Source organism: Streptomyces sp. R11 (assembly GCF_041051905.1).
GTDB lineage: Bacteria > Actinomycetota > Actinomycetes > Streptomycetales > Streptomycetaceae > Streptomyces.
In genome coordinates this window covers 6,062,075-6,088,087 of sequence record NZ_CP163432.1, presented here as the reverse complement: position 1 = coordinate 6,088,087, position 26,013 = coordinate 6,062,075, and the positions used below count along the sequence as shown (strand labels likewise).

Sequence of the window (26,013 nt, the reverse complement as noted above, 5' to 3'; positions counted from 1 at the left end):
CCCGCACGATGGCCGGGCGTACCGCACTAGTTGCGGGTACGCCCGGCCATTTGCTGCCAGAAGCCGTCGAGTTCCCGCACGCGCATGCTGACCCAGCGCGGCGTCTTCCTGCGCAGCCCCCGGGGCAGATGCCGGCGTACCCGGCCCGGCAGCAGGGCCTGCTGCTGGCGGCAGAACGGCTCCCGGATCTCCCCGCGCGGCACACAGCCACGGGGCGGGTAGGGGCAGAGCTGGAACTTGCAGTCGGGCGGACAGGTCGTACCCGGTGTGGGCGGGTCCGCCATGCCGGCCCGCAGGTCGGGCCGCAGCGGGCGGCGATCGCTGCGGATGCACGGCGGAAGTGACGACGTCCCCGGCTGCTCCGCGCGGATCATCCGCTCCTCGACCTCGTCCGGATGCCCGTCCCGTTCGATGAGGTTCAGCATCACCAGCACGTCGGCGACCAGACACTGGGCGCGCGCGTCCAGGGTGCTCCAACCGACCGAGGGCGGGATCCACAGGTTGTGCTTGCGGTACGTCTCGGGGTTGCCGATGCACGCGCCGATGTTGTCGGCTACGCCCTTCTCGTCGATCCAGAGGAACCGCTCGGGTTGCCCGGTCTCCAGCGCGAGGGCCACCAGGTCCCCCGCCTCGGCGACGAAAGGATGCAGGGACCGCCGGGGCGGGGCACCGTTCGCCTCGGGATGCCCGGGTGCCCGGTTCACCGTGCCGGCCATCGACAGCCAGCGCTCCACCGTCTGTACGGCGCTCGCCCCGCCCAGCGCCCGGGGCGGCTCGCGCCCGCCGTCGTGCCCGTCCTTCCCCGGCATCGCGTGCGCCTCGCGCTCATGGACGCCGACACTGTCGGGAAGCTTCCACAGGCACAGCGCCTGGAGCAGCATGACCTGCGCGTACCAGCACCGGGACTGCTGGAGCACGGTCTCCGCCTGCCGGATCAGGTCGGCGCGACCGCCCTGGTAGGCCCGCGGGTGCCGGATCCGGCGGTTGGCCGCGTACTTGAAGCCCTGGGCCAGCGCGGCCTCCAGGGCGAGCGGCAGGTCGGGGGCGCCGCCGGTGGCCTTCGGGTCCAAATGGCGCAGCCACCTGGTGAGGCGTTCGAGGGCCTCGTCACGGTGCGCCTCGTCGACGGAGCCCAGCAGCATGGGGATCATCCAGGCGCGCATCACGAACTCCCGGAACAGATCGACCCGTTTCCTGCGGTACTCCTGGTTGAGCGTGCGCCGGTCCTGCTGGAGCCGGCCGATGCGCTCGGTCCTGGCCCGTGAGGGCACGCCCGCGGCCCGCGCCCGCGCCATGCGCTCGGCCCACTGCTCGTACTCACCGCGTTTCCAGGCCTTCAGCTCGCCGAGCCGCTCGTTGTACTCCTGCACGGGGTCGGTGTTCAGCCCGATCCGCCCCCGGATCACGGCGAACGCCGCGTTGCCGCCGGTGCCGAACTCCTGGGCGACGGCCAGGCGTATCGAGTAGGTGGGTTCCTTCACACCGATCTGGACGAGGTGTTCGTAGAGCGGGGTGGTGTCGATCCGGTCGGCCACGCTCCGCAGGGCGGCTCCGAGTTGCCTGAGCAACCTCAGTTTGGCGTCTTCGAGGCTGCGCCGGTCGCCCTTGAAACCGGCCCACGTCCTGCGCACTTCGCTCAGGATGTCGCCCAGCAGCCGCGGATCGTCCTCCACGCTCTCGATCTCCACGGCGGCCGCGTAGAGATCGAGCGCCTTCGGATCGTCCGTGCGGCGTTCCGCGGCCCTGCAGAGCCGGTGGGCCAGCGTGTGCCCGCGCACCCGTGACCTGCGGAGCCGCTCCTCGACCTCCTTCGTCACCTCGGCCCGTACGCCCTCCCGGCGGGCCCTGACCCGCGCCGCCCGGCGGCGCGACAACAGCACCAGGGCCATGAGCAGTTCGCGGCTGGGCCCGGGCGGCTGGAGCACCTGCTCGACGAGCTCGCCGGCGCCCCGCTCGCCCAGCTGCCGCAGCACGCGGTAGCCGAAGTAGGCCTGGATGATGCTGTGCGGGAAACGGACCTTGCGCTCGAAGCCCTCCACCAGTCCGAGCTTGTCCGCGTTGCGCGCGATCCGGGCGAGGGCGGCGCGGCACTGGTCCATGTTGCCCCCGCGCAACCGCCTCCTCTCGTCCGGGCCGATCCGCCGGCACAGCACGTCCCAGATCTGCTGCCGGTGCCACTCGGAGAAGACGTTCCCGCGCCTGCCGTACCGGTCGAAGGCGCGTCCGCCGGTCCACAGGTGCTCGGCGCGGGCCTGCGCGCGCCGCATCGGACCGGGGTGGACGTCCGAGTCGAGCAGTTCCCCGAGGCCGACCTCCAGCTTGTCCTGGAGCAGCCCCACGCAGGCCAGGGCGGAGACCACTTCCAGGGCGTCGCGGCGTTCCTGCCGGCTCAGCGCGACGTCCCGGCGCAGCCTGCCCTGGCACAGCGCCTCGTCCCAGGTCTCCAGCAGCCACAACCGCAGCGTGCCGCGGTCGCGGCTGCGGGTGTTCATGTGCTGCGGGTCGTTGTCCGGCCGGTCGTGCTCCAGGGCGCCGTGGCGGTGCAGTTCGCGGGCGATCTGGAGGTAGACGGGCGACTCGGTCACCTCCGCGGTCTCCACGATCCAGTCGACACGGCGTTCGTCCGTCTCCGGGACGCGTGCCTGGACGAACCGCAACGCCTCCTCCTCGCTGAGCGGTTCCAGCTCCACGATCGCGGCCGGGGTGCTCTCCAGGGGGCTGTGCGGACGGGAGGCGATGACGAGGGGCAGCTTCTCCTCGTAGGCGCGCTCGATGGCTCGCCGGATGATGTTGTCCCGGTTCTGTCCGATGCCGTCGCCGAGGAGAGCCTCCTCCAGTCCGTCGGCGATGACGACGGGTTTGTCGTCGGCGAGCAGTTGCTGCCAGACCCGCTCGGTCTTGGTGCGCGCGAGGATGCCCCGGGGTGCCTCGTCGATGAAGCGCTGCTTGGCCATGCGTTCGAAGTTCAGGTCGGTGCCGCCGTTCGCGTCCCGCAGCCGGATCGGCACCGGTACGGCGTTCTGCTCCGCCAGCAGCTCGGTGAGCCGTACCAGGACGGCCGTCTTGCCCACGCCGACACCGCCGACCAGCAGATACGGACGGCGCGTGTCGCGCTCGCGCAGCCGTTCGGCGATGACCTGGGCGATCTCCTCCCTGCCCACGATCTCGGTGGCGTCCGGGCCGGCGGTGAGCACCAGTCGGTGGGGGTCGTCCCGTGCCTTGGCGAGATAGCGCCGCTTGGTCCACCGGTACCACCAGAACAGAAAGAGGGTGGCGGCGAGCGACGCGGCGAGCACCGGGCCGAGGAAGCGCAGGACGGTCTCGAATCCATGATTGCCCTGCCGCCACTTCTCGAAGCTGGTCGTGTTGCTCGAGATCAGGATGTACAGGCCCTCCACCACCCACGCGAGCAAGGCGAGAGCGGCCACCGTCCAGATGGCCCGGGTGACGTTGGTGTAGGTGAACCACCGGCGCCACTTCCTGGGGCGGGTGGTGCCGCCGCGAGCCTCAAGGCGGATCGTCAGCCGGTGCCAATGGGCCACGAACCCCTGCCAGACCCAGGTGCCCGCCCGTCTCGGAGCCAGCGTCGCCATCGGCGCGTTGCGCGGTCGCTTCTTGCCGGGCGGGCGACGGACGACCCTCGTCATCGTTCGTCTCCTTCCGAGAAGGACTCTCGAAACGGAGCGACCGCGGGGCGCCGACACCTATCTCCATGGAAGCACTCCCGGAACTCCCCGCAACCCGGCGGCCCTCGGCGAAAATCCCCAGCCGCCCCCAGGGGTCGGCCCGGCAGACTCGGCCGCATGGACATCCTGATCCGGCAAGCGAAACCCCACGAGTACGCGGCCCTCGGCGAGATCACCGCCCAGGCCTACCTCCAGGACGGCCTCCTCGACTTCGGGGAGAGTGACGAATACCTCGGTGAACTCAAGGACGTGGCCAAGCGCGCGGCCGCCGCCGAGGTACTGGTGGCTGTCGAGAACGGCTTGCTGCTGGGCGGGGTGACCTTCGTCCCGGCCGGTGGCCCCATGGCCGACATAGCCCGCCCGGGAGAGGCCGAGATCCGGATGCTCGCCGTTGACCACACGGCCCGCGGGAGCGGCGTCGGCGAGGCGCTCGTGCGCGCCTGTGGCGACCTCGCCCGCGCCACGGAGGGCTGCGTACGCATCGTCCTGTCGACCCAGCGCACCATGCACGGCGCCCACCGGATCTACGAACGACTGGGCTTCGTCCGCATGCCCGAGCGGGACTGGAGCCCGATCCAGCACCTTGCCGACATCACTCTCCTCACCTACAAGTTGACGCTCTGAAACCAGCACGACACAACATCTGGGGGTGGCGTGGCGGGTGAGCACAAGATGTATGCTCATGCTCGCTGTCGCCGCAGGGGAATCCGGTGCGAATCCGGAACTGTCCCGCAACGGTGTACTTGTGCATGTCTGTTCCCAGGATCGGCGTGCGCAGGAGTCAGTCCGAGGACCTGCCGACAGCGCGCCCGGCCACCCGGCCGGTGCGCCCGACGTCCGGGCCTCGTGGAATGGGCCGGTGGACGCGACGCCGTGTGCGCTCGTGTGCTGCCCCCTGCCCTCGCCGAGGCCCCCGTGCCGAGCGAGGGAGAGCCCCCACGTGACCATCGCGCCAGCAGACCCGGCCTCAGCCGTTCCGACCGTCCCGACGGACGAGGACGCTCCGGGAACCGCCTTGCTGCGGACCCTGACCGAGCTGACCGCCGACCTCCCCGATGCCGACCCCGGCCGGGTCGCCGCCGCCGCGCTGCGCGGCCGGTCCGCGTTCGCGGACGAGGCGGAGCTGCGCGAGCTGGCCACCGAGGCGGCGGCCGGCCTGATCTCCGAGGACCCCGCCTACAGCAGGCTCGCCGCCCGGCTGCTGACCCTCTCCATCGCCGCCGAGGCCGCCTCGCAGGGCGTCACGTCCTTCACCGGGTCGGTCGCGACCGGGCACCGTGAGGGCCTCATCGCCGACCGGACCGCCGAGTTCGTGCGCCTGCACGCGGCCCGCCTCGACGCCCTGGTCGACACGGACGGCGACGACCGCTTCGGCTACTTCGGCCTGCGCACCCTGCACAGCCGGTACCTCCTGCGTCACCCCATCACCCGCAAGGTCGTCGAGACGCCCCAGCACTTCATGCTGCGCGTCGCCGCGGGTCTCGCCGAGGACGACACCGCCCGGTCGGTGGACGAAGTCGCCGCGCTCTACGGGCTCATGAGCCGCCTCGACTACCTCCCCTCCTCCCCCACCCTCTTCAACTCCGGTACCCGGCACCCCCAGATGTCGTCCTGCTACCTCCTCGACTCCCCCAAGGACGAGCTGGACTCCATCTACGACCGCTACCACCAGGTCGCCCGCCTCTCCAAGCACGCCGGCGGCATCGGGCTTTCGTACTCCCGTATCCGCTCCCGGGGTTCGCTGATCCGCGGCACCAACGGCCACTCCAACGGCATCGTCCCGTTCCTGAAGACCCTCGACGCCTCGGTCGCCGCGGTGAACCAGGGCGGCCGGCGCAAGGGTGCCGCCGCGGTGTACCTGGAGACCTGGCACTCCGACATCGAGGAGTTCCTGGAGCTGCGCGACAACACCGGTGAGGACGCCCGCCGTACACATAACCTGAACCTCGCGCACTGGGTCCCGGACGAGTTCATGCGCCGGGTCAACGCCGACGAGCCGTGGTCGCTGTTCTCACCGTCGGACGTGCCGGATCTCGTCGACCTGTGGGGCGAGGAGTTCGATGCCGCGTACCGCAAGGCGGAGGCGGCCGGGCTCGCGAAGAAGACCATCCCCGCCCGTGACCTGTACGGCCGCATGATGCGCACCCTCGCGCAGACCGGCAACGGTTGGATGACCTTCAAGGATGCCGCCAACCGCACCGCCAACCAGACGGCCCTGCCGGGCCATGTCGTCCACTCCTCCAACCTCTGCACGGAGATCCTGGAGGTCACGGACGACGGGGAGACGGCGGTCTGCAACCTGGGGTCGGTCAACCTGGGCGCCTTCGTGAACACGATGACCGGCGACATCGACTGGGAGCGGCTCGACGCCACCGTCCGCACGGCCGTCACGTTCCTCGACCGGGTCGTCGACATCAACTTCTACCCGACCGAGCAGGCGGGCCGTTCGAACGCGAAATGGCGGCCGGTCGGACTCGGGGCGATGGGCCTGCAGGACGTCTTCTTCAAGCTGCGCCTGCCCTTCGACTCGGCCGAGGCGAAAGCCCTGTCGACCCGGATCGCCGAGCGCATCATGCTCGCCGCCTACGAGGCCTCCGCCGACCTCGCCGAGCGCAACGGCCCGCTGCCGGCCTGGGAGAAGACCCGTACCGCCCGGGGTGTCCTGCACCCCGATCACTACGGCGTCGAGCTGACCTGGCCGGAGCGCTGGGCGGTCCTGCGCAGCCGTATCGCCACGACCGGCATGCGCAACTCCCTGCTCCTCGCCATCGCGCCCACCGCGACCATCGCGTCGATCGCCGGTGTATACGAGTGCATCGAGCCGCAGGTCTCCAACCTGTTCAAGCGCGAGACGCTCTCCGGAGAGTTCCTCCAGGTCAACTCCTACCTGGTCAACGAGCTCAAGGAGCTCGGCGTCTGGGACGCCCGCACCCGTGAGGCGCTGCGCGAGGCGAACGGCTCGGTGCAGGAGTTCGCCTGGATCCCCGAGGACGTACGGCGGCTCTACCGCACGGCGTGGGAGATCCCGCAGCGCGGCCTGATCGACATGGCGGCGGCGCGGACCCCGTTCCTCGACCAGGCCCAGTCCCTGAACCTGTTCCTGGAGACGCCGACCATCGGCAAGCTCTCCTCGATGTACGCGTACGCCTGGAAATCGGGCCTGAAGACGACGTACTACCTGCGCTCGCGCCCGGCGACCCGCATCGCCCGCGCCGCCCAGGGTCAGGCCGCCCAGCCCGAGAAGACCATCCCCGTCCAGCAGGTCGCCGAGCCCGACGCCGTCGCCTGCTCCCTGGAAAACCCCGAGTCCTGCGAGGCCTGCCAGTAATGACTACCCGTAACGCCAACCTGCTCGACCCGGGCTTCGAACTGACCCTGCGCCCCATGCGCTACCCGGACTTCTACGAGCGCTACCGGGACGCGATCAAGAACACCTGGACCGTCGAGGAGGTCGACCTCCACTCGGACGTCGCCGACCTGGCGAAGCTGTCCGAGGGCGAGCAGCACATGATCGGCCGGCTGGTCGCGTTCTTCGCGACGGGCGACTCGATCGTGGCGAACAACCTGGTGCTCACGCTCTACAAGCACATCAACTCCCCCGAGGCGCGCCTGTACCTGAGCAGGCAGCTCTTCGAGGAGGCCGTGCACGTCCAGTTCTACTTGACGCTGCTCGACACCTATCTCCCCGACCCTGAGGACAGGGCGGCGGCCTTCGACGCCGTCGAGAACATCCCGTCCATCCGCGAGAAGGCCGAGTTCTGCTTCAAGTGGATCAACGAGGTCGAGAAGCTGGACCGCCTGGAGACCAAGGCCGACCGGCGTCGCTTCCTGCTCAACCTGATCTGCTTCGCCGCGTGCATCGAGGGCCTGTTCTTCTACGGCGCCTTCGCGTACGTCTACTGGTTCCGCAGCCGGGGCCTGCTGCACGGCCTCGCCACCGGCACCAACTGGGTGTTCCGCGACGAGACGATGCACATGAGCTTCGCCTTCGACGTCGTCGACACCGTCCGCAAGGAGGAACCGGAGCTGTTCGACGACCAGCTCGAGCAGGAGGTCACCGACATGCTGAGGGAGGCCGTCGAGGCCGAGCTGCAGTTCGCGCGCGACCTGTGTGGTGACGGCCTCCCGGGGATGAACACCGACTCGATGCGGCAGTACCTGGAGTGTGTCGCCGATCAGCGCCTGACGCGTCTCGGCTTCGCTCCGGTGTACGGCTCCGAGAACCCCTTCTCCTTCATGGAGCTGCAGGGCGTTCAGGAGTTGACCAACTTCTTCGAGCGGCGGCCCTCGGCGTACCAGGTGGCGGTGGAGGGCACCGTCGACCTGGACGAGGACTTCTGAGCCTCGGTCCTGTCGTGTTCCTGGGCCTCCCTGATCTGACGGTCGATGCGCCGGTCGCGCGCCGCGCCGATCAGTGACGGGAGGGCCAGGAGGACGAACATCCCGAGGACGACGATCATGGCGAGCAGTGTCTGTGTCTGTTCTGCAGTCATGTCACCACTGTCGCTCCGTACACTCCTTACGAACAGTGGCAGGACTGCCGTAGAACCTCGATTTACTGCCAGCAACGAGGCACAATTGCAGCATGCTGAAAAACGTCGCCGCCGTCCTCCTCGACGGTGTACATCTCTTTGAAATGGGCGTCGTCTGCGAGGTGTTCGGCATCGACCGCAGCGACGAGGGGCTGCCGACCTACGATTTCGCGGTCGTCTCGGCGGAGGGGCCGACGCTGGGCACCCACGTCGGCGGACTCACCGTCTCCACGCCGTACGGCCTGGAGCGGCTGGAGGAGGCCGACCTGATCGCGGTGCCGGCCGGCAGCGAGTACGTCACCCGCGACTATCCGCCCGCACTGCTGGACGCCCTGGTCAGGGCCGTCGACCGGGGCGCCCGGGTGCTCAGCGTGTGCTCCGGCGTCTTCGTGCTGGGTGCCGCGGGACTGCTCGACGGGCGGCGGTGCAGTGCGCACTGGAAGCACGCCGGGGAGCTGTCCCTACGGCATCCGGGGGCGATCGTCGAATCCGACGTGCTGTACGTCGACGAGGGGCCGGTGGTCACCAGCGCCGGCACCGCCGCCGGCATCGACGCCTGTCTGCACATCGTGCGCCAGGAGCAGGGGCCCGAGGTCGCCAACAAGATCGCCCGGCGCATGGTGGTGCCGCCGCACCGGGACGGCGGGCAGGCCCAGTACATCGAGCGCCCGCTGCCCCGCTCCCACTGCGACACGGTCGGCGAGGTGCTGGCCTGGATGGAACAGCACCTCGACGAGGACGTCACCGTCGAGCAGCTCGCCGAACGTGCGCTGATGTCCCCGCGCACCTTCGCCCGCCGCTTCCAGCAGGAGACCGGCACCACCCCCTACCGCTGGATCCTGCGCCAACGCGTGCTGCTGGCGCAGGAGTTGCTGGAGGCGACGGACGAGACGGTGGACGCGATCGCGAGTCGAACAGGGTTCGGAACTGCGGCCGCGCTGCGCCACCAGTTCGTACGCGCCCTGGGGACGACCCCGAACGCCTACCGAAGGACGTTCCAGGGGCCGAACGCGGCGTGAGCCGTCCCAGGCGGCACCGGTCCCGGCGGCACTAGTCCCTCGGCACCGGCCTCAGCAGCAGCTTGTGCGGACGGAGCGTGATGCCCACTCGGGTCGCGTCGTTCGAACCGGACACCTGCTCGAAGCGGTACTTGGTGGCCAGCGCCGCCGTGATCAGCGTCAGCTGCGCCATCGAGAAGTGATCGCTCGGGCACTTGCGGTTGCCCACGCTGAACGGGCTCATGGCGTACTTCGGCACGTCCTTGACGCGGTCCGGAAGCCAGCGGTCCGGGTCGAACTCGAGGTTGTCCGCATACGACTTCGCGTCGCGCTGTATCGCGTAGGGGCTGTAGATGATGTCGGCCCCGGCCGGAATGCGATAGCCACCAAGTGACGTATCGGTCACCGCCCGTCGCGTCAGAATCCAGACCGCGGGGCGCAAACGCATCGCCTCCACGACGACATTGTTCGTGTGCCTGAGGCTGCGGACGTCCCCGAATGCCACGGGCCGCCCGCCGGTGACGGATTCGACCTCCGCGCACACCTTGTCGGCGTGTTCCGGATGTTCCGCGAGCACATGCAGGAGCCACATGATCGTGGAGGCCACGGTTTCGCTGCCGGGCGTGACAATCGCGACGACCTGGTCGTGGATCTCCTGTTCCCCGATGGGGTCGCCATTCTCGTCCTTCGCCTCCAGCAATGCCGTCAGCAAATCGTCCGGCTTTTGACCGGATGCCCGGCGTTCGGCGACGATCTCGTCGACCAGGAGATGCAAATCGGCCAGGGCACGGTTGAATTCGCGGTTGGGCGGGAGAGGCAGCTTGTACAGCGGCCCGAGCGGGATCACCATCCGCCGGTACATGCCCCGGAAGACCGTGGCGAGGGCGTTGCACAGCCGCTCGGCCCGCTCGTCCATGTAGTCGCCGCGCAGCAGGCAGCGGGCGGCGATGCGCACCGCGATCCGGAACGACTCGGAGGTGCAGTCGATGGTCTCGCCGGGCTTCCAGCGCTCGGCCAGCCCGTGCGCCTCCTCCTCCATGATCGGCCCGTACGCGGGGATCGCGTCGAGCCGGAAGGCGGGCTGGATGGTGCGCCGCTGACGCCGGTGCCGGGGGCCGTTCGCGGTGGCCACGCCCTCTTTGCCGAGCAGGCCTTCCAGGGACTCCCACAGCGGCCCGTCGATCTTGAAGTCGGTGCTCAGCGCCAGCGCGCCGGTGAGCTCCGGCGTCGTGACGGCGTACACCGTCTTCGGGCCGAGCCTTAGGCGCACGACGTCGCCGTGCCCCCGGAGCGCGGCCATGAAGGCCAGCGGATCTCGGGCCAGCTTCCAGCCATGGCCGAGAAGTGGAACTCCACCGCCCGCGAGGGGCGGCTCACGCAGTTCCGAAGCCACACGGGGCTGGGCTTCGGGACGGACGGACTCGACGGTCATTTCTCACCTGCCGCTTCGTTGTTGACGTACGGGGGCGTGGACCGGTCGTCCCAGCTGTCGACCATGTACCGGCCGGACTCGTGGTGGAACCAGTAGACCGAGCTGAACCAGTTGCGCATATTGCAGACGCAGGCACGCACGGCGGCACTGAGTTCCTTTCCCGACACCGTGCCGTCGGCCAGGGAGTCCGCGAATTCCAGAGCATCATGCTCGGCCACCCGGAATTCGGATATGGACTCCTCGACCCGTCGCCTGACTTCCGTAACCGCTTCTTCCAGGGTCAGCCCGTCGTGTTTGACGAGGCTGATTCCGAGATTGTGGACCTCGTCGCCCGCGATTTCCTTGGGAAGGGAGCACAGGTCGTTGTACCAGGCGGCAAATTCCTGGCTGAGTAACGCCGCCCGTCGATATGCCGGGTGTTTCCGTACGGCATCCGGCAGTTCCAGCCCCGCAGCCGGCTCCAGCAGATCGGTCCAGATCCAGTGCGCGAAAGTGAGCCGACGCAGCGCAAGATATTCCTCGACCGAGGGGATGATTCCTTCGGTGCGATTGCGGAATTCCCGGTCGTACGCCTCGATCACCGTGTGGAAGTGCCGGGCGAACCGGGCGTTCCAGGTGCCGGGCAGGAACGAGTACAGCCGCACCATGCTGTCCGCGAACCCCGCGACCAGCGGGTCCTCGTGGTGCAGATGGTCCTCGGGTGAGTCGAGAGCCGCGTGCAGGCGGAACCGCAGCCGTCGCCAGGCGGCCGGGCGGCGGTGGACGATGTCGCGGTCATGCCGGTCGTCCCAGACGAAGAACCACGCGCTGTAGTCGGCTATCGCCTGGAGTACGTCCTCGGGGGCGCCAATGTAGTACCCCGCCATGAGGTCGGTGTAGCACAGTCCGTCGGCATATTCCTCGACCTTGTCGGCCGGCATCAGCCGCTTTTCCAGCAGCCAGGTGCGGGTCTTCTCCTGGAGCCTGGGCCAATACGGATGGAGCTGCCTGGGAAACGCTGATTCGATCACCGGAAGAGAGAGTGCTGGTGGAACCGGGACCGCCGTCGGTGTCGCTGTGGTGCTGTGTGAGAAAGCATGCACGAACAAACCCCTCTCAGCCGCCAGTTGTGTAGTTGTGCACGCCCCCTCCCGCTGTACCGGGCGTGCGCCGTTGCGTATCCCCGCACTTCCATTCAGCACCACAACTGACCGATCTGGGAACGGATTTGCTTCATTCACTACCCCGGGGTGCCGAGAATCTCCCCCTATGTGACTGAATTTGGATCACTGCTCGCATGTATGGGATCGAATGTGCGACGGACATGCGAACGGCGCCTGGTCAGGAAGGGGAACCTGACCAGGCGCCGTGCACAAGGGACCTGTGGGGCCTACGGGGAGGCCTCAGTCGTTCGCGACCACGGGGTAGCGGGGCTCGTTCTCGGCCATCTGCCGGAGCGCGTCCTTGCGCTCCCGCTTGGAGAGACGGTCGATGTAGAGGTAGCCGTACAGGTGGTCGGTCTCGTGCTGCAAACACCGAGCGAAGTAGCCGGTGCCGCGCACCTTGATCGGGTTGCCCTTCTCGTCGTGCCCGGTGACCTCGGCGTAGTCGGGCCGGGCGAGCGGCGCGTACGCGGTCGGCACCGACAGGCAGCCCTCGTTGCTGTCGTCCAAACGGCGCTGCTCGGCGGGCAGCTCGACGAGCTTCGGGTTGCACACGACACCGACGTGCCGCTTGCCCTCGTCGTCCATGCAGTCGTAGACGAAGACCTTCGAGTCGACGCCGATCTGGTTGGCGGCGAGCCCGACACCCTCGGCGGTGCGCTGCGAGGCGAACATGTCCGCGATCAGCTGGTCCAGCTCGGCGCCGAACTCGGTGACGTCCTTGCACTCCTTGTGGAGCACCGGGTTCCCCACGACGGTGATGGGCCGCGACGTGCCGCGCTCACGCCAGGCGTTCTCGCGCTCCTCCGTGTCCTCGGTGTCGACGACGAAACCCTCGTCATCCACGGGGAGCACGCCCGCGTGCTGCTGCTCGGTGTCCTGCTGGGCCATGACCGACGTATGCCTTCCTGCACAAGAAAAGGGTGTGTGATGCTGATACAGGGTACGGCGGTCGCTCAGCAGACCTCTTCGAGATCCCGCCAGTCCCGGGAATCGGGGCTGTCCGCGACCCACCCGTCCAGCAACCCCCGCACCAGCGCAGCCGGCGCAGCCACCCCGCACTCCCGCTCCGGCACCCACAGCTGCCCGTCGGTCCGGTGCCCCAGCGGACCGGGGTGACCCGGCTCGCTGTGATCGTGCGGGTCGAGATGCTCCCCGTCGCCCTCGTCCGACGGCATCCGCGACTCGGAGCACATCCGGCACAGCAGCCGCACCGAGGAGGACCAGTCCTCCGCGGCGAACCCGGCGTCCGCGGCGAGCTGCTCCAGCGCGTCCCGGTCGGCCTCGGTGGCGGCCTCCAGGAGGACCACCCAGGTGGGGACCGGCGAGGGCGCCCACAGCTCGATCTCGTCGAAGACGGGGTAGGCGTGCCCGGCGGACGTGGTCCGCTCGCCGTGCGGCACCCCGTCGTGCAGCACGACCTCGCCCCAGCGCCGCCCGGAGGACGGCAGCGGAATCGACAGCACCTCGATCCGGGCGGGGTCCAGCCGCCGCCCCCACACGACCTCGGCCTCCCCCTCCGGGGACAGCCGTACGGCCGCACTGCCCAGGTCCATCCCGACCGGCTCGCCGGAGTCGGTCGCACCGCCGGGCACCCGCAGCCCGTAGGCCTGCCAGGCCCGCCGGGCCAGCGGCCAGTCCTGCAGGGCGGTGGCCGCGATGCCGACGTTCCACCAGTCGGGCGCCCCGGTCTCCCGGTCCAGCAGCGCCACGGCCCGCAGCCCGGCCGCCCGGGCCTGCTCCCAGTCGTGCCGGAACTTGTGCAGCAGCGCGAGGTTGAACCAGGATTCCGAAAGCCAGGGCTCCAGATCGGCGGCACGTGTCAACAGCGCGCCCGCATCCTCGTACCGGCCGTCGCCGATGAGCGTGAACGCCCGGTCGGTGGCCTGCCGCCAGGAGGCGGAGGGCCGGTGCCGTCCCTTGCCGAAGATCCTCACGATTCCCGCCTGCCAGTTCCGTGGAGTGGGCTGGCTAGTGCTCGCCCCCGGACACACTCTCATTCGCATCCAACCACGTACGGCTGGAAGGGCGCTCATTACCCATGGGTTACCCAGCCGCAGGGGGTGTCAGACAGTCTCTGGACAGCACCCTTGTGAGCGACCCCACGACCTCCGGCGCATAGTCACCGGCGGTGCCCAGCCGGAGTTCCTCCAGCGCCTTCAGTGGCCCGCCGGGCCCGGCGTCCCGCGCCTTCTCTTCATAGGCGTTCACCGCCCGCACGATCCGCGCTGCGACCGGTTGCTCCGGGCAGGGGTCGGCGAGCCGCTCCACGACCATCGCCACCTGCGGGTTCACCCCCGTCTGCCGTACGACGGCCCCGCCGAGCAGCGCGATCCGCCGCTGTTCCTCGGCGGGCAGCTCCGCGGTGGCACCGGCCGGCACCGGGTCGACCAGGCTGAGCTGTCCGATGTCGTGCATGAGGGCGGCGTACTCCAGCACGGTGAGCTCGGCCTCGGACAGGCCCAGGTCCCGCCCCACCTCGCGGCTGAGCGCGGCGACGCGACGGGCGTGTCCGGCCGGTGTGTACCCGGCGATCTCCGTGGCCCGGGCGAGGGAGGCGATGGTCTGCCGGTAGGTGGCCCGGACGGCGGTGTACCGGCGCAGGGACATCTGGGTGAGCAGCAGCGGGAGCGAGAAGACGGGCAGCGCCCACAGCCCGGCCACGGCGACCGCGAGCGCCATCACGGCGCCCGTCGCGCAGACGGCCGACCCGATCCCGAGCGTCGCCCGCAGCTCGTCCCGCAGCAGAGGCCCGAACGGCCATCTCGTGCGGGAGCGTGCCAGCGCGGCGGCGAGCAGGGCGTCGCACAGGAAGGTGAGGGTGAGGATCGCGAGCAGGACAAGGGCGTAGGCGGTGCCCCAGCCGTGGAACGTGCCCTGGTTGTACAGGGGTTGGAAGCAGACGGCGGCGAAGCCGACGGTGAGCACGCGCCGGGCCAGGTGGTCGAGCACGGGCCGGCCGCGCGCGATGTGCGGCACGCTGCCGAGGAGCGAGGCGGCCAGGACGACGCTGAGGACCTGCGCGACGCCGTGCTCGGACGGCTGACCGCCGTTCGCCCCCAGCAGGGCGTACGACAGCGCGGCGGCGGCCCCGAGCGGTGCGGCCTCCCTGCCCTCCGCCGCCGTCCACCGGGTGAGCTCGCCCAGCGTGACGAGAACCCCGAAGGCGAGGGCCGTACCGCGTTCGTTCAGGCCGCTCCACAGGGTGGTGAGCAGGCACACGGTGGCGAGGAGGGCCGCGCAGGCGTGGACGAGACCGAGCAGGAGGGGTGGTCTCGGGGCGCTCATCGGTGTGCCCCCGGCGCACTGGCGACCGGTGGGCGGGGAGGGCGCCCGGAGGCTTCGTCTGCGGTCACGGCGGGATGCCATCCGTGCTGGTCCACGGCCCTGACGAGGGCGGTGACCATACGGGGGTCGAACTGCGAGCCCGCGCACTTCTCCAGCTCGCGCAGGGCGACGGGCACCGGCCGGGCCCGCGAGTACGACCGGTTGGACGTCATCGCGTCGAAGGCGTCGGCAACCGCCACCACCCGTGCCGGCTCCGGGATCTGGCTGCCCATCAGCCCGTACGGGTACCCGCTCCCGTCCAGCCGCTCATGGTGATGCAGCACGGCGGCCCGGGCCTCGCCGAGGAAGGAGATCCCGCGGACCATCTCGTGTCCGTACTCGGGGTGCAGTTCGATGACCCGCCGCTCCTCGGGCGTGAGGGGTCCGTCCTTGCGCAGCAGCCGCGTGGGCACCCCGAGCTTGCCGACGTCGTGCAGGATCCCGGCGAAGCGGAGCACCTCGACGCGCTCGTCGGTCATGCCCAGCTCGCGCGCGATCATCATCGAGGCCTGCCCGACGCGCTCGCTGTGGCCGCGGGTGTAGCCGTCCTTGATGTCGACGGCCTGGACGAGCGCCCGGATGGTCGCCTGATGAGCCGCGCGTTCCCGGTGGTACTGGGCGAACATCCACCACGACACGCACATCGGCAGCAGCACGAGCAACGCGGCGACGGGACCGTACGGACTGCGCCACAGCACGGCCATCATCAGCCCGGCCAGACCGTGTACGGCGATCGGCGCGAGCGACCGCAGGAACAGCCCGCGCCAGGCACGCCGTGCGGGCACGTGGTCGGCGAGCGTCAGGATCCCGCCGTCGAGCGCCGTCAGGACCAGGCAGAACGCCAGCACCGCGGCTCCGGCGGGCGCGAGCGCGTACGGGAAGTCGGACGCCTGTACGGCGTCGTGCTCGCCGAGCGCCCAGTGCACGCGGGCGGCCACCCACACCGCGATCACGAGCTGCGCCCCCCGCCACACCCGTCGCAGCAGGTGCGGTCGGCCGGCGACCGGGGCGATCAGCGCCCCCGGCACCGCGACCAGCGCGGCGGCGGACGGTGGCAGCAGGAAGGCCCCGGCGAGGAGCACGGGATAGAACGAGCCGGACAGCCGCGCGCCCCCGGCGTAGAGCGCGGCGAGCAGGGCCGGCGCCCACCAGGGGGTACGCGTCGATGGCAGCGTGTGCAGACAGAACAGGGCGCCGAGGGCGACACAGACGACGTAGCCACGTACCCGTGTGGGTGTCGCCTCCATAACGCCCCTCCCCGGCAACGCGCTTCAAGCACGGGACCCTAGGGCGGGCAGGGGAGGTCCGCAGTCCATGACAGCGGGATTAGCACGTTCGAGTGACGGCCGCGCGTTCAGGACTCCTGCGGCGCTGCCGTCACGTCGTGGTCGGGCACTGCCTGACCCGAGCGGATCAGGTCGATCCGCCCCATGACCTTCGCGCGCAGGTCCGTCGGCACGTCGTCATGCCCGCAGCACCGCTTGACGAGCTTCTTCACGGCCTCTTCGAGGCCGTACTTCTCGAGGCACGGCGAGCACTCCCGGAAGTGCTGCTTGAACTTGTCGCGATCGACGTCCGGCATCTCACTGTCGAGGAACTCGTAGAGATGATCGAGTACCTCACTGCAGTCCGTCTCGTGCGGCTCTCCGCAGCTCATGAGCCCGAGCCTTTCGCTTCGTTCGACTCTCCGGCGCCGGCCGGGACGAGCCCGCGCTCACGGGCGTAGTCCTCGAGCATGCCGCGCAGTTGACGGCGGCCCCGGTGCAGCCGGGACATCACCGTACCGATGGGTGTCCCCATGATGTCCGCGATCTCCTTGTACGCAAAGCCCTCTACGTCGGCGAGGTACACGGCGATGCGGAATTCCTCGGGGATCGCCTGGAGCGCTTCCTTCACGTCCGAGTCGGGCAGGTGGTCGAGCGCCTGCGACTCCGCGGAGCGCAAGCCCGTCGACATGTGCGACTCGGCGCGGGCGAGCTGCCAGTCCTCGATCTCCTCGGCCGCGGAGCGCTGGGGTTCGCGCTGCTTCTTGCGGTACGAGTTGATGAAGGTGTTGGTGAGGATCCGGTACAGCCACGCCTTGAGGTTGGTGCCCTCGCGGAACTGGTGGAAGGACGCGTAGGCCTTCGCGTACGTCTCCTGCACCAGGTCCTCGGCGTCGGCAGGGTTGCGCGTCATGCGCAGCGCGGCCGAGTACATCTGGTCGAGGAATTCCAGCGCGTCCCGCTCGAAGCGCGCGCTGCGCTCGGCGGTCGACTCCGCGGACGTGTCCCCGCTCATGCCCTGGCCCTCGGGCTGCTCCGCCTGGCCGTTGTCGGTCCCTGCGTCGGTACCGGGAACCGGACCCACCTCCTCAAGATTCCGGGCAGGGCCGAATCCGGACCCACCTGAATCGGAGGATAGACGACCTGCCGTACCTGCCGCCCCTCGAATAGGAGCGGTCCTGGCCGCATGCAGCACCGTCCACTCCAGGTCGGCGCGGCTCCCGGCGGTCGGGCAGAAGGTCGAACCCATGCGGCGGACTTCCTCTCCTACGACGTGAGCGCTGCTGGTTCAGCACCGCTGTCCGCCACAACAGAGGCCGGGGCCCCGACATTCCCGAGTCTTTACCCGAGTGACCCGGCCCACTTCACCACCGCGTCCGTGACGATCGCCACTGCCTCTTCCTGATCGAGGGGCGCGCGCTTGGGCACGGCGAACCCGTGATCGCCGTACGCCACCTCGACCAGCTCGAAGTCACCGTCGGGGAACTCATCCGGCTTTCCGAACGGATCGTTCCCGCCCTGGACGACCAGGGTGGGCACCCCGGCCCCGAGCAGCTCGTCGGCGCGGGACTTCTCGGGCTTGCCCGGCGGGTGGAGGGGGAAGCTCAGCGCGAGTACGGCGTGGGCGCCCAGCTCCGTGGCGGTACGGCAGGCGACGCGCGCGCCGGCGCTGCGCCCGCCGGAGACCACGGGCAGCCCGCGCGCGGCGAGCGCGGGCCACAGGCCCCGCCAGCCGACGTCCAGGGTCTTGGGCGCGGGCGCCACCTTCTTGCCGGCCACCCGCCAGGGCTGCTCCACGAGGGCGACGGTCACGCCGTGGGCCGGGAGGACCTGGGCGAGCGCCTGCAGGTCCCGCGCCCCGATGCCGCCGCCGGCCCCGTGGCTCACGGCCAGCGCCAGCCGGGCCTTCTTCGCGGGGTGCCAGGTGATGCGGGCGTCCCCGGCGTCGGTGCCAATGATCTCGGTCGTCACGTCGGACTCGGTCGTCACATCAAAAGAGTGTGCCCTCTTCGGGGCCCGCCAGCTCCTTCAGCAGCTCCGGGCCGTTGTTGCGGACGTTGCTGACCAGCGTGGAGACGGGGTAGGCGCGCATCAGCCCGGCGGGCGGCGGGGCGAGCAGCGTCCGCAGCTCCTCCGGGTCCTTGCGGGCCGGGTCGAGCCAGGCGTCCCAGCGGTCCGGCGTCAGCATGAGCGGCATCCGGGGGTGGATGTCGGCCAGCGCGGACGGCCCCTCAGCGGGGGCCACCGCCAGCGGCGTCGTCTCCGCCTCCGTCGTGATCACGGAACAGGTCACCCACCAGGCCTGCGGGTGCTCGTCCGGCAGCGTCCGGTCCCGCCAGAACTCGTACAGCCCGGCCATCGCGAACACCGAGCCGTCGGCGGGCAGCACGAAGTACGGCTGCTTGCGCGACCGTTTCCGCTTCCCCTCGACCTCCAGGTCCCGCTCCTGCGTGCCGGTGACCCACTCGTAGTAGCCGTCGGCGGGGATGATGCAGCGCCGGGAGCTGAAGGCCCGCCGGTACGACGGCTTCTCGTGCACCGTCTCCGCGCGGGCGTTGATCATCTTGAAGGCGCTCTCGGGGGTCTTGGACCAGCTGGGCACCAGGCCCCACTTGAGCTTGCGCAGCTGCCGAACCGGCCGGGGGTCGTCCGCGTCTTTCAAGGCACGGTCGAGGACGACGTGAACTTCTTTGGTCGGAGCCACGTTGTAGTCCGCATCGAGGGTCTCCTCGGGCTCCCACTTCTCGATCTCAAAGATTCCTGCGAGATCCTCGGGCCCACGACTCGCCGCATACCGTCCGCACATACGTGCAACACTGCCAGGCCCGCCCGTCGCCCGACCACCACCCCTCAACGACGGCGCTACGCGCCGGCCCCCCTCAACTCGCCCACAGGGAGCCACCGCCTTACATGGACAGCACCGCATCCGCCTCGCTCGCCTCCCTCTGGGACGAGGTCTCCGGTACTCAGCCCGACCCGGACATGTGGGTGGTGATCGCCGCCCTGGTCGTCGCGCTGGCCGTCGTCGTCCCGCACCCGCTGTGGCGTCTCTCACGCAACGCCATCACCATCGCCCACGAGGGCGGCCACGGCCTGATCGCGCTGCTGACCGGCCGGACGCTGACCGGCATACGCCTGCACTCCGACACCAGCGGCCTCACCGTCAGCCGCGGCAAGCCGCACGGCATCGGCATGATCCTCACCGCGGCCGCGGGCTACACGGCTCCCCCGCTGCTGGGCCTCGGCGGCGCCGCCCTGCTGGGCGCGGGCCGGATCACGCTCCTGCTGTGGCTGGCGACGGCCCTGCTGGTGGCGATGCTGGTGATGATCCGGAACGCGTACGGGGCGCTGACGGTGTTCGTGACCGGCGGCACCTTCGTCCTGGTGTCCTGGCTGACCGGACCTCAGGTACAGGCGGCGTTCGCGTACGTGGTGGTGTGGTTCCTGCTGGTGGGCGGCGTACGCCCGGCGTTCGAGCTGCAGGCGAAGAGGTCACGGGGCGGGGCGGGGGACTCGGACGCGGACCAGCTGTCGCGCTTGACGCACGTGCCGGCGGGGTTGTGGTTGTTCCTGTTCCACGCGGTGTCGTTGTGCTCGCTGATAGGTGGCGGTCGCTGGCTGCTCGAGGCGTGACGGCCGGCTTCAAGGGGCGCGGGACCGTCTCGCCGTGCGCTCCGCCGCGCGGGCGCGACCAGCCCCAACGGCGCCGCACCCGAACAACGGCCGGTACAACCCCCTCCTTATAAAGTGAACCCATGGCCCAAAACCCCGCCGCCCACACCGCCCTATGGCCCGCCCCGCACGCGAGCGGAGCCGTCGACGCGACGGTCCACGTGCCGGGGTCCAAGTCGGTCACCAACCGCGCCCTCGTGCTCGCCGCGCTGGCGAGCGAGCCCGGCTGGCTGCGCCGCCCCCTGCGTTCCCGCGACACCCTGCTGATGGCCGGGGCGCTGCGGGCGATGGGCGTCGGTATCGAGGAGGGCGTGGGCCCCGAGGGCACCGGCGAGGCCTGGCGGGTGCTCCCCGCGGGCCTGCGGGGCCCGGCCACGGTCGACGTCGGCAACGCCGGCACGGTGATGCGCTTCCTGCCGCCGGTCGCCGCGCTGGCCGACGGCCCCATCCGCTTCGACGGCGACCCCAGGTCGTACGAGCGTCCCCTGCACGGAGTGATCGACGCCCTGCGCGTCCTCGGTGTCCGGATCGACGACGACGGGCGGGGCGCGCTGCCGCTCACGGTCCATGGCGGGGGCGCGCTGGAGGGCGGCCCGGTGGAGATCGACGCCTCGTCGTCGTCCCAGTTCGTCTCGGCGCTGCTGCTCTCCGGCCCGCGCTTCAACCAGGGCGTGGAGGTCCGGCACACCGGCTCCTCCCTCCCCTCCATGCCGCACATCCGCATGACCGTCGACATGCTGCGCGCGGTCGGCGCCCAGGTCGACACCCCGGAGTCGGGCGGCGAGCCGAACGTCTGGCGGGTCACGCCGGGCGCCCTGCTCGGCCGTGACCTGACCATCGAGCCGGATCTGTCCAACGCCCAGCCGTTCCTGGCGGCGGCGCTGGTGACCGGCGGCAAGGTCCTCGTCCCGGACTGGCCGACCCGGACCACCCAGCCCGGTGACCGGCTGCGCGAGATCTTCACCGAGATGGGCGGTGCTTGCGAACTCAACGAGTACGGGCTCGTGTTCACCGGTTCGGGTGCCATCCACGGCATCGACGTGGACCTGAGCGAGGTCGGCGAGCTCACCCCGGGCATCGCCGCGGTCGCGGCCCTCGCCGACTCCCCGTCCACGCTGCGCGGCGTCGCGCATCTGCGGCTGCACGAGACCGACCGCCTGGCCGCGCTGACCAAGGAGATCAACGAACTCGGCGGCGACGTCACCGAGACCGCCGACGGTCTGCACATCCGCCCGCGCCGCCTGCACGGCGGGGTCTTCCACACGTACGAGGACCACCGCATGGCGACGGCCGGCGCGATCATCGGCCTCGCGGTCGAGGGCGTACGGATCGAGAACGTGGCGACGACGGCGAAGACCCTCCCGGACTTCCCCGAACTGTGGACCGGGATGCTCGGAGCGTAGGGACACCGCTATGCGCCGCTACGGCAAGCACACCGACGAGGACGACATCCGCACCCGTCCCGGCCGTCGTAATACCCGGCCCCGTACGAACATCCGCCCCAAGCACGAGGACGCCGCCGAGGGCATGGTCCTCACCGTCGACCGGGGCCGGCTGACCGTCCTCGTCGACGACCGGATCGTGATGGCCATGAAGGCCCGCGAACTGGGCCGCAAGGCCGCGGTCGTCGGTGACCGGGTGGCGCTGGTCGGCGATCTGACCGGCAAGAAGGACACCCTCGCGCGAATCGTTCGGATCGAGGGCCGGACGTCAGTACTGCGACGGACGGCCGACGACGACGATCCCTTCGAGCGCGTGGTCGTGGCCAACGCCGACCAACTCGCCATCGTCACCGCCCTCGCCGACCCCGAGCCGCGGCCGCGGCTGATCGACCGCTGTCTGGTGGCGGCGTTCGACGGCGGCCTGGAGCCGCTGCTTGTGATGACGAAGTCGGACCTGGCCCCACCGGCCAAACTCCTTGAGCTGTACGGCGACCTGGACATCCCGTACGTCGTCACCAGCCGCGACGAGCTGGAGAACGGCGGCGCGGCGGACCGCGTACGGGAGCAACTGGGCGGCAGGGTCACGGCGTTCGTCGGCCACTCGGGTGTCGGCAAGACGACCCTGGTGAACGCGCTGGTGCCGGAGGAACGGCGGCGCTCCACAGGTCATGTGAACGCGGTGACGGGCCGGGGCCGGCACACGACGACGTCCGCGCTGGCGCTGCCGCTGGCGGAGGTGGACGGCTGGGTGATCGACACCCCCGGCGTCCGCTCCTTCGGCCTGGCTCATGTCGACCCGTCCCGGGTGATCAACGCGTTCCCCGACCTGGAACCGGGAACCGAGGGCTGCCCGCGTGCGTGCAGTCATGATGAACCGGACTGCGCGCTGGACGAATGGGTGGCTCAGGGGCACGCCGATCCGGCACGGCTGTACTCGCTGCGGCGGCTGCTGGCGACGCGTGAACCCACGGAAGGTGACTGAGAGGTCGACGGAGGAAGGCGACTGACCTCCGCGTTGTTTGTCTCCCTGTAGGGCTGGTAAGGGCATAATCGCACCGAGCCGGAACCAAGCCTGACCAAAGCCTGACGAACCTGACGAAGCGGTCACAGAACGCGGGGATACGGGAGGACAGCACATGGCGTGGCTGCTGGTCATCGTGGCGGGGCTGCTCGAAACCGGGTTCGCCGTCTGCCTGAAGCTGTCGCACGGCTTCAGCCGCCTGTGGCCGACGGTCGCGTTCTGCGTCTTCGCCCTCGGCAGTTTCGGGCTGCTGACGCTGGCCCTGAGGAAGCTGGACGTCGGGCCGGCGTACGCGGTGTGGACGGGGATCGGCGCGGCGGGTACGGCGATCTACGGGATGATCTTCCTCGGTGACATCGTGTCGACGCTGAAGATCGTGTCGATCAGCCTGGTGATCGTGGGCGTCGTCGGCCTGCAGCTGTCGGGCTCGGCCCACTGAGCCTGGTCTCCTGCTGCCATCAGCCCGCCAACTGCCGGTGCAGCGCGCTGCGTACGAGGTCGGTGACGCCGCCCTCGCCGGGTGGCGCGGCGACGCAGGACAGGGCCAGCCTGACGACGAGTTCGCAGGAGCGGGCGAGGTCGGCGGTTTCGGACTTGTCGGCGCCGGGTCCGGTGAGGACCGCCACGGCACGGTCGCGCACCATGCCCACGAAGTCGCCGGGTGACGGGAGCGGCCCGTCGGCCCGCCGCTGTGCCGGAACTGCGGAGGAGGACGGGACCGCTGACAGGGTCGGCGAGGGCAGCCGCTCGCTCCAGCAGCCGGTGAGCATGGCGCGGACGAGGGCGTTGTCGCGGGCGAGTCCGGCGGTCCACTCCGCGGTGGCGGTGAGCCGGTCGCGGGCGTCGCTGGGGGTGGCGAGGGCGCGTTCGACGCCGGCGAGGTACCCGTCGGCCTCTCGCCTCACGAGTGCGCGGGCCAGGCCTTCCTTGCTCCCGAACTCGTTGTACAGCGTCTGCCGGGACACGCCGGCCGCGGCGGCCACGTCCACCATCCGCACGGCAGACCAGGGCCTGCGCGCCAGCGCCGTGTAAGCGGCGTCCAGCAGGGATTCCCGCGCTGCAGGCATCATCGCCTCCCTGGGACGAGCGGCTCTGCGCCCAGATTTGACGCGCACAACGGCACTGTCAAGGGTTCGCGAGGGCACGCGGGGGCGCCAGCCGGTCGCGGCGCGCGGGCTCTCGGCCCGGGAACTTGATCCACAGGGCCCTGTAGCCCCATCCCGACCACGACAGATAGCGTTCGTTCCATGCCGGACTACCTCGACGATCTCCGCCTCGCCCACGTCCTCGCGGACGCCGCCGACGCCGCGACCATGGACCGCTTCAAGGCACTCGACCTCAAGGTCGAGACCAAGCCGGACATGACCCCGGTGAGCGAGGCCGACAAGGCCGCCGAGGACCTCATCCGCGGGCAGCTCCAGCGCGCCCGCCCCAGAGACGCGGTCCTCGGAGAGGAGTACGGCGTCGAGGGCACCGGCCCCCGCCGCTGGGTGATCGACCCGATCGACGGCACCAAGAACTACGTACGCGGCGTCCCGGTCTGGGCCACCCTCATCTCCCTGACGGAGGCCTCGGAGGGCGGCTACCAACCGGTCGTGGGCGTCGTCTCCGCCCCCGCCCTCGGCCGCCGCTGGTGGGCCGCCAAGGGGCACGGCGCCTTCACGGGCCGCAGCCTGTCCTCCGCGTCCCGCCTGCGCGTCTCCCGCGTCTCGAAACTGACGGACGCCTCGTTCGCGTACTCCTCACTCAGCGGCTGGGAGGAGCAGGGGCGCCTCGACGGCTTCCTCGACCTCACGCGCGAGGTGTGGCGCACGCGCGCGTACGGCGACTTCTGGCCGTACATGATGGTCGCCGAGGGCTCGGTGGACCTGTGCGCCGAACCCGAGCTGTCCCTGTGGGACATGGCCGCCACCGCGATCGTCGTGACCGAGGCGGGCGGCACCTTCACCGGCCTCGACGGCCGCCCCGGCCCCCACAGCGGCAACGCGGCCGCCTCGAACGGCCTGCTGCACGACGAGCTTCTCGGGTACCTCAACGAGCGCTACTGAGCGCCCCCTTGTTGACCCCCTCTTTACCTGTCACTCTGAGAGTCCCCCCACTTGTGAATTTGTGAAACCATGAACAAACGGTGCGGGGGCACTTCAGGAGGTGGCTCCATCCATGCTCGTACGTGACGCCATGAGCACCGTGGTCCTCACCATCGGCCCCACCCACACCCTTCGCCAGGCCGCCGCGCTGATGTCCGCTCGTCGGATCGGCGCGGCCGTGGTCCACGACCCCGATGCCGGCGGTATCGGCATCCTCACCGAACGCGACATCCTCAACTCCGTCGGCCTCGGACAGAACCCGGACGCCGAGCGCGCCCACGACCACACCACCAACAACGTCGTGTTCGCGGCCCCGTCATGGACCCTGGAGGAGGCGGCCCGCGCCATGGCGCACGGCGGCTTCCGGCATCTGATCGTCCTGGACCACGAGGAGCCCGTGGGTATCGTCTCGGTCCGCGACATCATCCGCTGCTGGGCACCCGTACGGCAGCACGTGCCTGCCTAGAAGGCCGGACGGGCCGGGCCTCGAAGGAGCCCGGCCCACCGGCCACGGCAAGCGATCCAGCACTGGTCGTCGTTACAGGCCGCGCAGGCCTGGACCGCGGCCTCCAGCCGCTTGCCGAAGCCCTCGTCGGCCTGACGGAAGTTGCTCCCGATCGCCCTCCGACATCAGGCGGTCGAGGTTGCCGCCTGCACGAAGTCGTCGTCCTCGGCGTGCGCGGGCGACTCATGGTTGCCCGTGGGAGAGGAACGCGGCGCGCGTGTACGAGGTGACTCGGCGGTCACCGTGACGGTGCCGTGGGCCCCGGCGCCGCGTGCGTGCACCACACTCCCCACCGCTTCGGAGGGCGTGGGGGGAGACGAGGGCCGGGCCGCCGGCGCCCGCGATCCCGCTGCGGCCGCCCCTGCCCCATGAGCCGAAGTCGCCTCGTCCCATGTTGGATTTTGTCCAAGTCCAGTCAAGCTCCAAAGTCACATCCATTCGGAAGCTGGTCCTCCTGCTGTTAAGGTGTTCTGCATGAGTGACCTTCTGGAACGGCTGCGCGGACGCGGATGGCGGATGACCGCGCAGCGGCGCGTCGTGGCCGAGGTGCTCGCCGGCGATCACGTCCACCTGACGGCCGACGAGGTGCACGCCCGGGCCGTCGCCAAGCTGCCCGAGATCTCCCGGGCGACCGTCTACAACACGCTGGGCGAGCTGGTCACCCTCGGCGAGGTGCTCGAGGTCTCCACCGACAAGCGCGCGAAGCGGTACGACCCGAACGCCCACCGGCCCCACCACCACCTGGTCTGCGCCCAGTGCGGCTCCATCCGGGACGTCCACCCGACGGGCAACCCGATGGCCGACCTCCCCGACTCCGAGCGCTTCGGCTTCACGGTCTCGGACGTCGAGGTGACGTACCGCGGCCTCTGCCCGAACTGCGCCAAGGCCTAGCGGCCACACCCTG

The 26,013-nt window shown here is 70.2% G+C and carries 24 protein-coding genes, 1 pseudogene and 1 riboswitch; of the genes and pseudogenes, 11 read left to right on the top strand and 14 right to left on the bottom strand.

The window, feature by feature from the left end:
• Window positions 1–26: 26 nt before the first annotated feature.
• Window positions 27–3,647, bottom strand: a complete 3,621-nt coding sequence (locus AB5J55_RS28240) for an ATP-binding protein (protein ID WP_369273317.1) — start codon at window positions 3,645–3,647, stop codon at window positions 27–29.
• A gap of 156 nt (window positions 3,648–3,803) precedes the next feature.
• Between AB5J55_RS28240 and AB5J55_RS28235 the strand changes: the two genes are divergently transcribed.
• From AB5J55_RS28235 to AB5J55_RS28225, 3 genes are all read left to right on the top strand, one after another.
• Window positions 3,804–4,310 (top strand): GNAT family N-acetyltransferase, encoded by a 507-nt coding sequence (locus tag AB5J55_RS28235; RefSeq protein WP_369273316.1) that lies wholly within the window; start codon window positions 3,804–3,806, stop codon window positions 4,308–4,310.
• A gap of 18 nt (window positions 4,311–4,328) precedes the next feature.
• Window positions 4,329–4,503: riboswitch (cobalamin riboswitch) on the top strand.
• A 123-nt stretch (window positions 4,504–4,626) separates the two neighbouring features.
• The gene (locus AB5J55_RS28230; RefSeq protein ID WP_369273315.1) at window positions 4,627–7,014 is read left to right on the top strand and encodes a ribonucleoside-diphosphate reductase subunit alpha; all 2,388 of its coding nucleotides are present in this window, start codon (window positions 4,627–4,629) and stop codon (window positions 7,012–7,014) included.
• Window positions 7,014–8,027, top strand: coding sequence for a ribonucleotide-diphosphate reductase subunit beta (locus AB5J55_RS28225; RefSeq protein WP_369273314.1), 1,014 nt, complete (start codon window positions 7,014–7,016; stop codon window positions 8,025–8,027). Before AB5J55_RS28230 ends, AB5J55_RS28225 begins: the two co-directional genes overlap by 1 nt.
• Here AB5J55_RS28225 and AB5J55_RS28220 read toward each other — a convergent pair.
• A complete protein-coding gene (locus AB5J55_RS28220) occupies window positions 7,940–8,179 on the bottom strand; it encodes a hypothetical protein (RefSeq protein WP_369273313.1) in 240 nt (79 codons plus the stop codon). The genes AB5J55_RS28225 and AB5J55_RS28220 overlap by 88 nt on opposite strands.
• A 92-nt stretch (window positions 8,180–8,271) precedes the next feature.
• Between AB5J55_RS28220 and AB5J55_RS28215 the strand changes: the two genes are divergently transcribed.
• On the top strand, window positions 8,272–9,237 hold the full coding sequence (locus AB5J55_RS28215) for a helix-turn-helix domain-containing protein (protein ID WP_369273312.1): 966 nt from the start codon (window positions 8,272–8,274) through the stop codon (window positions 9,235–9,237).
• A gap of 31 nt (window positions 9,238–9,268) precedes the next feature.
• Here the strand turns inward: AB5J55_RS28215 and AB5J55_RS28210 are convergent, their stop codons facing one another.
• The 10 genes from AB5J55_RS28210 to AB5J55_RS28165 all read right to left on the bottom strand — a co-directional run bounded on the left by AB5J55_RS28210 (window position 9,269) and on the right by AB5J55_RS28165 (window position 19,188).
• A complete protein-coding gene (locus AB5J55_RS28210) occupies window positions 9,269–10,648 on the bottom strand; it encodes a cytochrome P450 (RefSeq protein ID WP_369273311.1) in 1,380 nt (459 codons plus the stop codon).
• On the bottom strand, window positions 10,645–11,730 hold the full coding sequence (gene cyc1 / locus AB5J55_RS28205) for an epi-isozizaene synthase (RefSeq protein WP_369276324.1): 1,086 nt from the start codon (window positions 11,728–11,730) through the stop codon (window positions 10,645–10,647). Before cyc1 ends, AB5J55_RS28210 begins: the two co-directional genes overlap by 4 nt.
• 300 nt (window positions 11,731–12,030) lie before the next feature.
• On the bottom strand, window positions 12,031–12,681 hold the full coding sequence (gene def / locus AB5J55_RS28200; RefSeq protein ID WP_369273310.1) for a peptide deformylase: 651 nt from the start codon (window positions 12,679–12,681) through the stop codon (window positions 12,031–12,033).
• Window positions 12,682–12,746: 65 nt separating this feature from the next.
• Window positions 12,747–13,727: a hypothetical protein gene (locus AB5J55_RS28195; protein WP_328879411.1), complete on the bottom strand. Its 981-nt coding sequence runs from the start codon at window positions 13,725–13,727 to the stop codon at window positions 12,747–12,749.
• 109 nt (window positions 13,728–13,836) lie between these two features.
• A complete protein-coding gene (locus AB5J55_RS28190) occupies window positions 13,837–15,078 on the bottom strand; it encodes an HD-GYP domain-containing protein (RefSeq protein ID WP_369273309.1) in 1,242 nt (413 codons plus the stop codon).
• Complete coding sequence (locus tag AB5J55_RS28185; protein ID WP_369273308.1) at window positions 15,075–16,364, bottom strand: HD-GYP domain-containing protein; 1,290 nt, start codon at window positions 16,362–16,364, stop codon at window positions 15,075–15,077. Before AB5J55_RS28185 ends, AB5J55_RS28190 begins: the two co-directional genes overlap by 4 nt.
• Window positions 16,365–16,471: 107 nt before the next feature.
• Window positions 16,472–16,774, bottom strand: coding sequence for a mycothiol system anti-sigma-R factor (rsrA, locus tag AB5J55_RS28180; RefSeq protein WP_328423624.1), 303 nt, complete (start codon window positions 16,772–16,774; stop codon window positions 16,472–16,474).
• Window positions 16,771–17,466 carry an RNA polymerase sigma factor SigR gene (gene sigR / locus AB5J55_RS28175; protein WP_369273307.1) on the bottom strand — a complete coding sequence of 232 codons (696 nt, stop codon included), beginning with the start codon at window positions 17,464–17,466 and terminating at the stop codon, window positions 16,771–16,773. Before sigR ends, rsrA begins: the two co-directional genes overlap by 4 nt.
• 257 nt (window positions 17,467–17,723) lie before the next feature.
• Window positions 17,724–18,353: an alpha/beta family hydrolase gene (locus AB5J55_RS28170; protein ID WP_369276323.1), complete on the bottom strand. Its 630-nt coding sequence runs from the start codon at window positions 18,351–18,353 to the stop codon at window positions 17,724–17,726.
• A 19-nt stretch (window positions 18,354–18,372) separates the two neighbouring features.
• Window positions 18,373–19,188: an SOS response-associated peptidase gene (locus AB5J55_RS28165; protein WP_369273306.1), complete on the bottom strand. Its 816-nt coding sequence runs from the start codon at window positions 19,186–19,188 to the stop codon at window positions 18,373–18,375.
• Between the two features lie 104 nt (window positions 19,189–19,292).
• Between AB5J55_RS28165 and AB5J55_RS28160 the strand changes: the two genes are divergently transcribed.
• The 4 genes from AB5J55_RS28160 to AB5J55_RS28145 all read left to right on the top strand — a co-directional run bounded on the left by AB5J55_RS28160 (window position 19,293) and on the right by AB5J55_RS28145 (window position 22,956).
• A complete protein-coding gene (locus tag AB5J55_RS28160; RefSeq protein WP_369273305.1) occupies window positions 19,293–20,015 on the top strand; it encodes a M50 family metallopeptidase in 723 nt (240 codons plus the stop codon).
• A 122-nt stretch (window positions 20,016–20,137) separates the two neighbouring features.
• Window positions 20,138–21,457, top strand: coding sequence for a 3-phosphoshikimate 1-carboxyvinyltransferase (gene aroA, locus AB5J55_RS28155; protein WP_369273304.1), 1,320 nt, complete (start codon window positions 20,138–20,140; stop codon window positions 21,455–21,457).
• Window positions 21,458–21,467: 10 nt separating this feature from the next.
• Window positions 21,468–22,478: a ribosome small subunit-dependent GTPase A gene (rsgA, locus tag AB5J55_RS28150; protein WP_369273303.1), complete on the top strand. Its 1,011-nt coding sequence runs from the start codon at window positions 21,468–21,470 to the stop codon at window positions 22,476–22,478.
• 154 nt (window positions 22,479–22,632) lie between these two features.
• A complete protein-coding gene (locus tag AB5J55_RS28145) occupies window positions 22,633–22,956 on the top strand; it encodes a multidrug efflux SMR transporter (RefSeq protein ID WP_369273302.1) in 324 nt (107 codons plus the stop codon).
• Between the two features lie 19 nt (window positions 22,957–22,975).
• On the opposite strand, the gene AB5J55_RS28140 is transcribed toward AB5J55_RS28145, so the two are convergent.
• A complete protein-coding gene (locus tag AB5J55_RS28140; protein ID WP_369273301.1) occupies window positions 22,976–23,587 on the bottom strand; it encodes a TetR/AcrR family transcriptional regulator in 612 nt (203 codons plus the stop codon).
• A gap of 177 nt (window positions 23,588–23,764) precedes the next feature.
• Between AB5J55_RS28140 and hisN the strand changes: the two genes are divergently transcribed.
• A complete protein-coding gene (gene hisN, locus AB5J55_RS28135; RefSeq protein WP_369273300.1) occupies window positions 23,765–24,565 on the top strand; it encodes a histidinol-phosphatase in 801 nt (266 codons plus the stop codon).
• A 112-nt stretch (window positions 24,566–24,677) separates the two neighbouring features.
• Entirely contained in the window at window positions 24,678–25,070 is a 393-nt protein-coding gene (locus tag AB5J55_RS28130) for a CBS domain-containing protein (protein WP_328423640.1), read from the top strand.
• A gap of 86 nt (window positions 25,071–25,156) precedes the next feature.
• On the opposite strand, the pseudogene AB5J55_RS28125 reads toward AB5J55_RS28130, so the two are convergent.
• Window positions 25,157–25,306, bottom strand: a pseudogene (locus AB5J55_RS28125) (catalase); the annotation flags it as partial.
• Window positions 25,307–25,583: 277 nt separating this feature from the next.
• On the opposite strand from AB5J55_RS28125, the gene AB5J55_RS28120 reads away from it, so the two are divergent.
• A complete protein-coding gene (locus AB5J55_RS28120; RefSeq protein WP_328423642.1) occupies window positions 25,584–26,000 on the top strand; it encodes a Fur family transcriptional regulator in 417 nt (138 codons plus the stop codon).
• Window positions 26,001–26,013 lie beyond the last annotated feature (13 nt).

Bases quoted from the DNA above. Each gene is read 5' to 3' on its own strand.
- AB5J55_RS28145 (WP_369273302.1), top strand. From the start codon at position 22,633: ATGGCGTGGCTGCTGGTCATCGTGGCGGGGCTGCTCGAAACCGGGTTC.
- aroA (WP_369273304.1), top strand. From the start codon at position 20,138: ATGGCCCAAAACCCCGCCGCCCACACCGCCCTATGGCCCGCCCCGCAC.
- AB5J55_RS28220 (WP_369273313.1), bottom strand. From the start codon at position 8,179: ATGACTGCAGAACAGACACAGACACTGCTCGCCATGATCGTCGTCCTC.
- rsgA (WP_369273303.1), top strand. From the start codon at position 21,468: ATGCGCCGCTACGGCAAGCACACCGACGAGGACGACATCCGCACCCGT.
- AB5J55_RS28210 (WP_369273311.1), bottom strand. From the start codon at position 10,648: ATGACCGTCGAGTCCGTCCGTCCCGAAGCCCAGCCCCGTGTGGCTTCG.
- def (WP_369273310.1), bottom strand. From the start codon at position 12,681: ATGGCCCAGCAGGACACCGAGCAGCAGCACGCGGGCGTGCTCCCCGTG.
- AB5J55_RS28140 (WP_369273301.1), bottom strand. From the start codon at position 23,587: ATGATGCCTGCAGCGCGGGAATCCCTGCTGGACGCCGCTTACACGGCG.
- AB5J55_RS28240 (WP_369273317.1), bottom strand. From the start codon at position 3,647: ATGACGAGGGTCGTCCGTCGCCCGCCCGGCAAGAAGCGACCGCGCAAC.
- AB5J55_RS28165 (WP_369273306.1), bottom strand. From the start codon at position 19,188: ATGTGCGGACGGTATGCGGCGAGTCGTGGGCCCGAGGATCTCGCAGGA.
- AB5J55_RS28130 (WP_328423640.1), top strand. From the start codon at position 24,678: ATGCTCGTACGTGACGCCATGAGCACCGTGGTCCTCACCATCGGCCCC.
- hisN (WP_369273300.1), top strand. From the start codon at position 23,765: ATGCCGGACTACCTCGACGATCTCCGCCTCGCCCACGTCCTCGCGGAC.
- AB5J55_RS28215 (WP_369273312.1), top strand. From the start codon at position 8,272: ATGCTGAAAAACGTCGCCGCCGTCCTCCTCGACGGTGTACATCTCTTT.
- AB5J55_RS28120 (WP_328423642.1), top strand. From the start codon at position 25,584: ATGAGTGACCTTCTGGAACGGCTGCGCGGACGCGGATGGCGGATGACC.
- AB5J55_RS28190 (WP_369273309.1), bottom strand. From the start codon at position 15,078: ATGAGCGCCCCGAGACCACCCCTCCTGCTCGGTCTCGTCCACGCCTGC.
- rsrA (WP_328423624.1), bottom strand. From the start codon at position 16,774: ATGAGCTGCGGAGAGCCGCACGAGACGGACTGCAGTGAGGTACTCGAT.
- AB5J55_RS28225 (WP_369273314.1), top strand. From the start codon at position 7,014: ATGACTACCCGTAACGCCAACCTGCTCGACCCGGGCTTCGAACTGACC.
- AB5J55_RS28185 (WP_369273308.1), bottom strand. From the start codon at position 16,364: ATGGAGGCGACACCCACACGGGTACGTGGCTACGTCGTCTGTGTCGCC.
- AB5J55_RS28160 (WP_369273305.1), top strand. From the start codon at position 19,293: ATGGACAGCACCGCATCCGCCTCGCTCGCCTCCCTCTGGGACGAGGTC.
- AB5J55_RS28235 (WP_369273316.1), top strand. From the start codon at position 3,804: ATGGACATCCTGATCCGGCAAGCGAAACCCCACGAGTACGCGGCCCTC.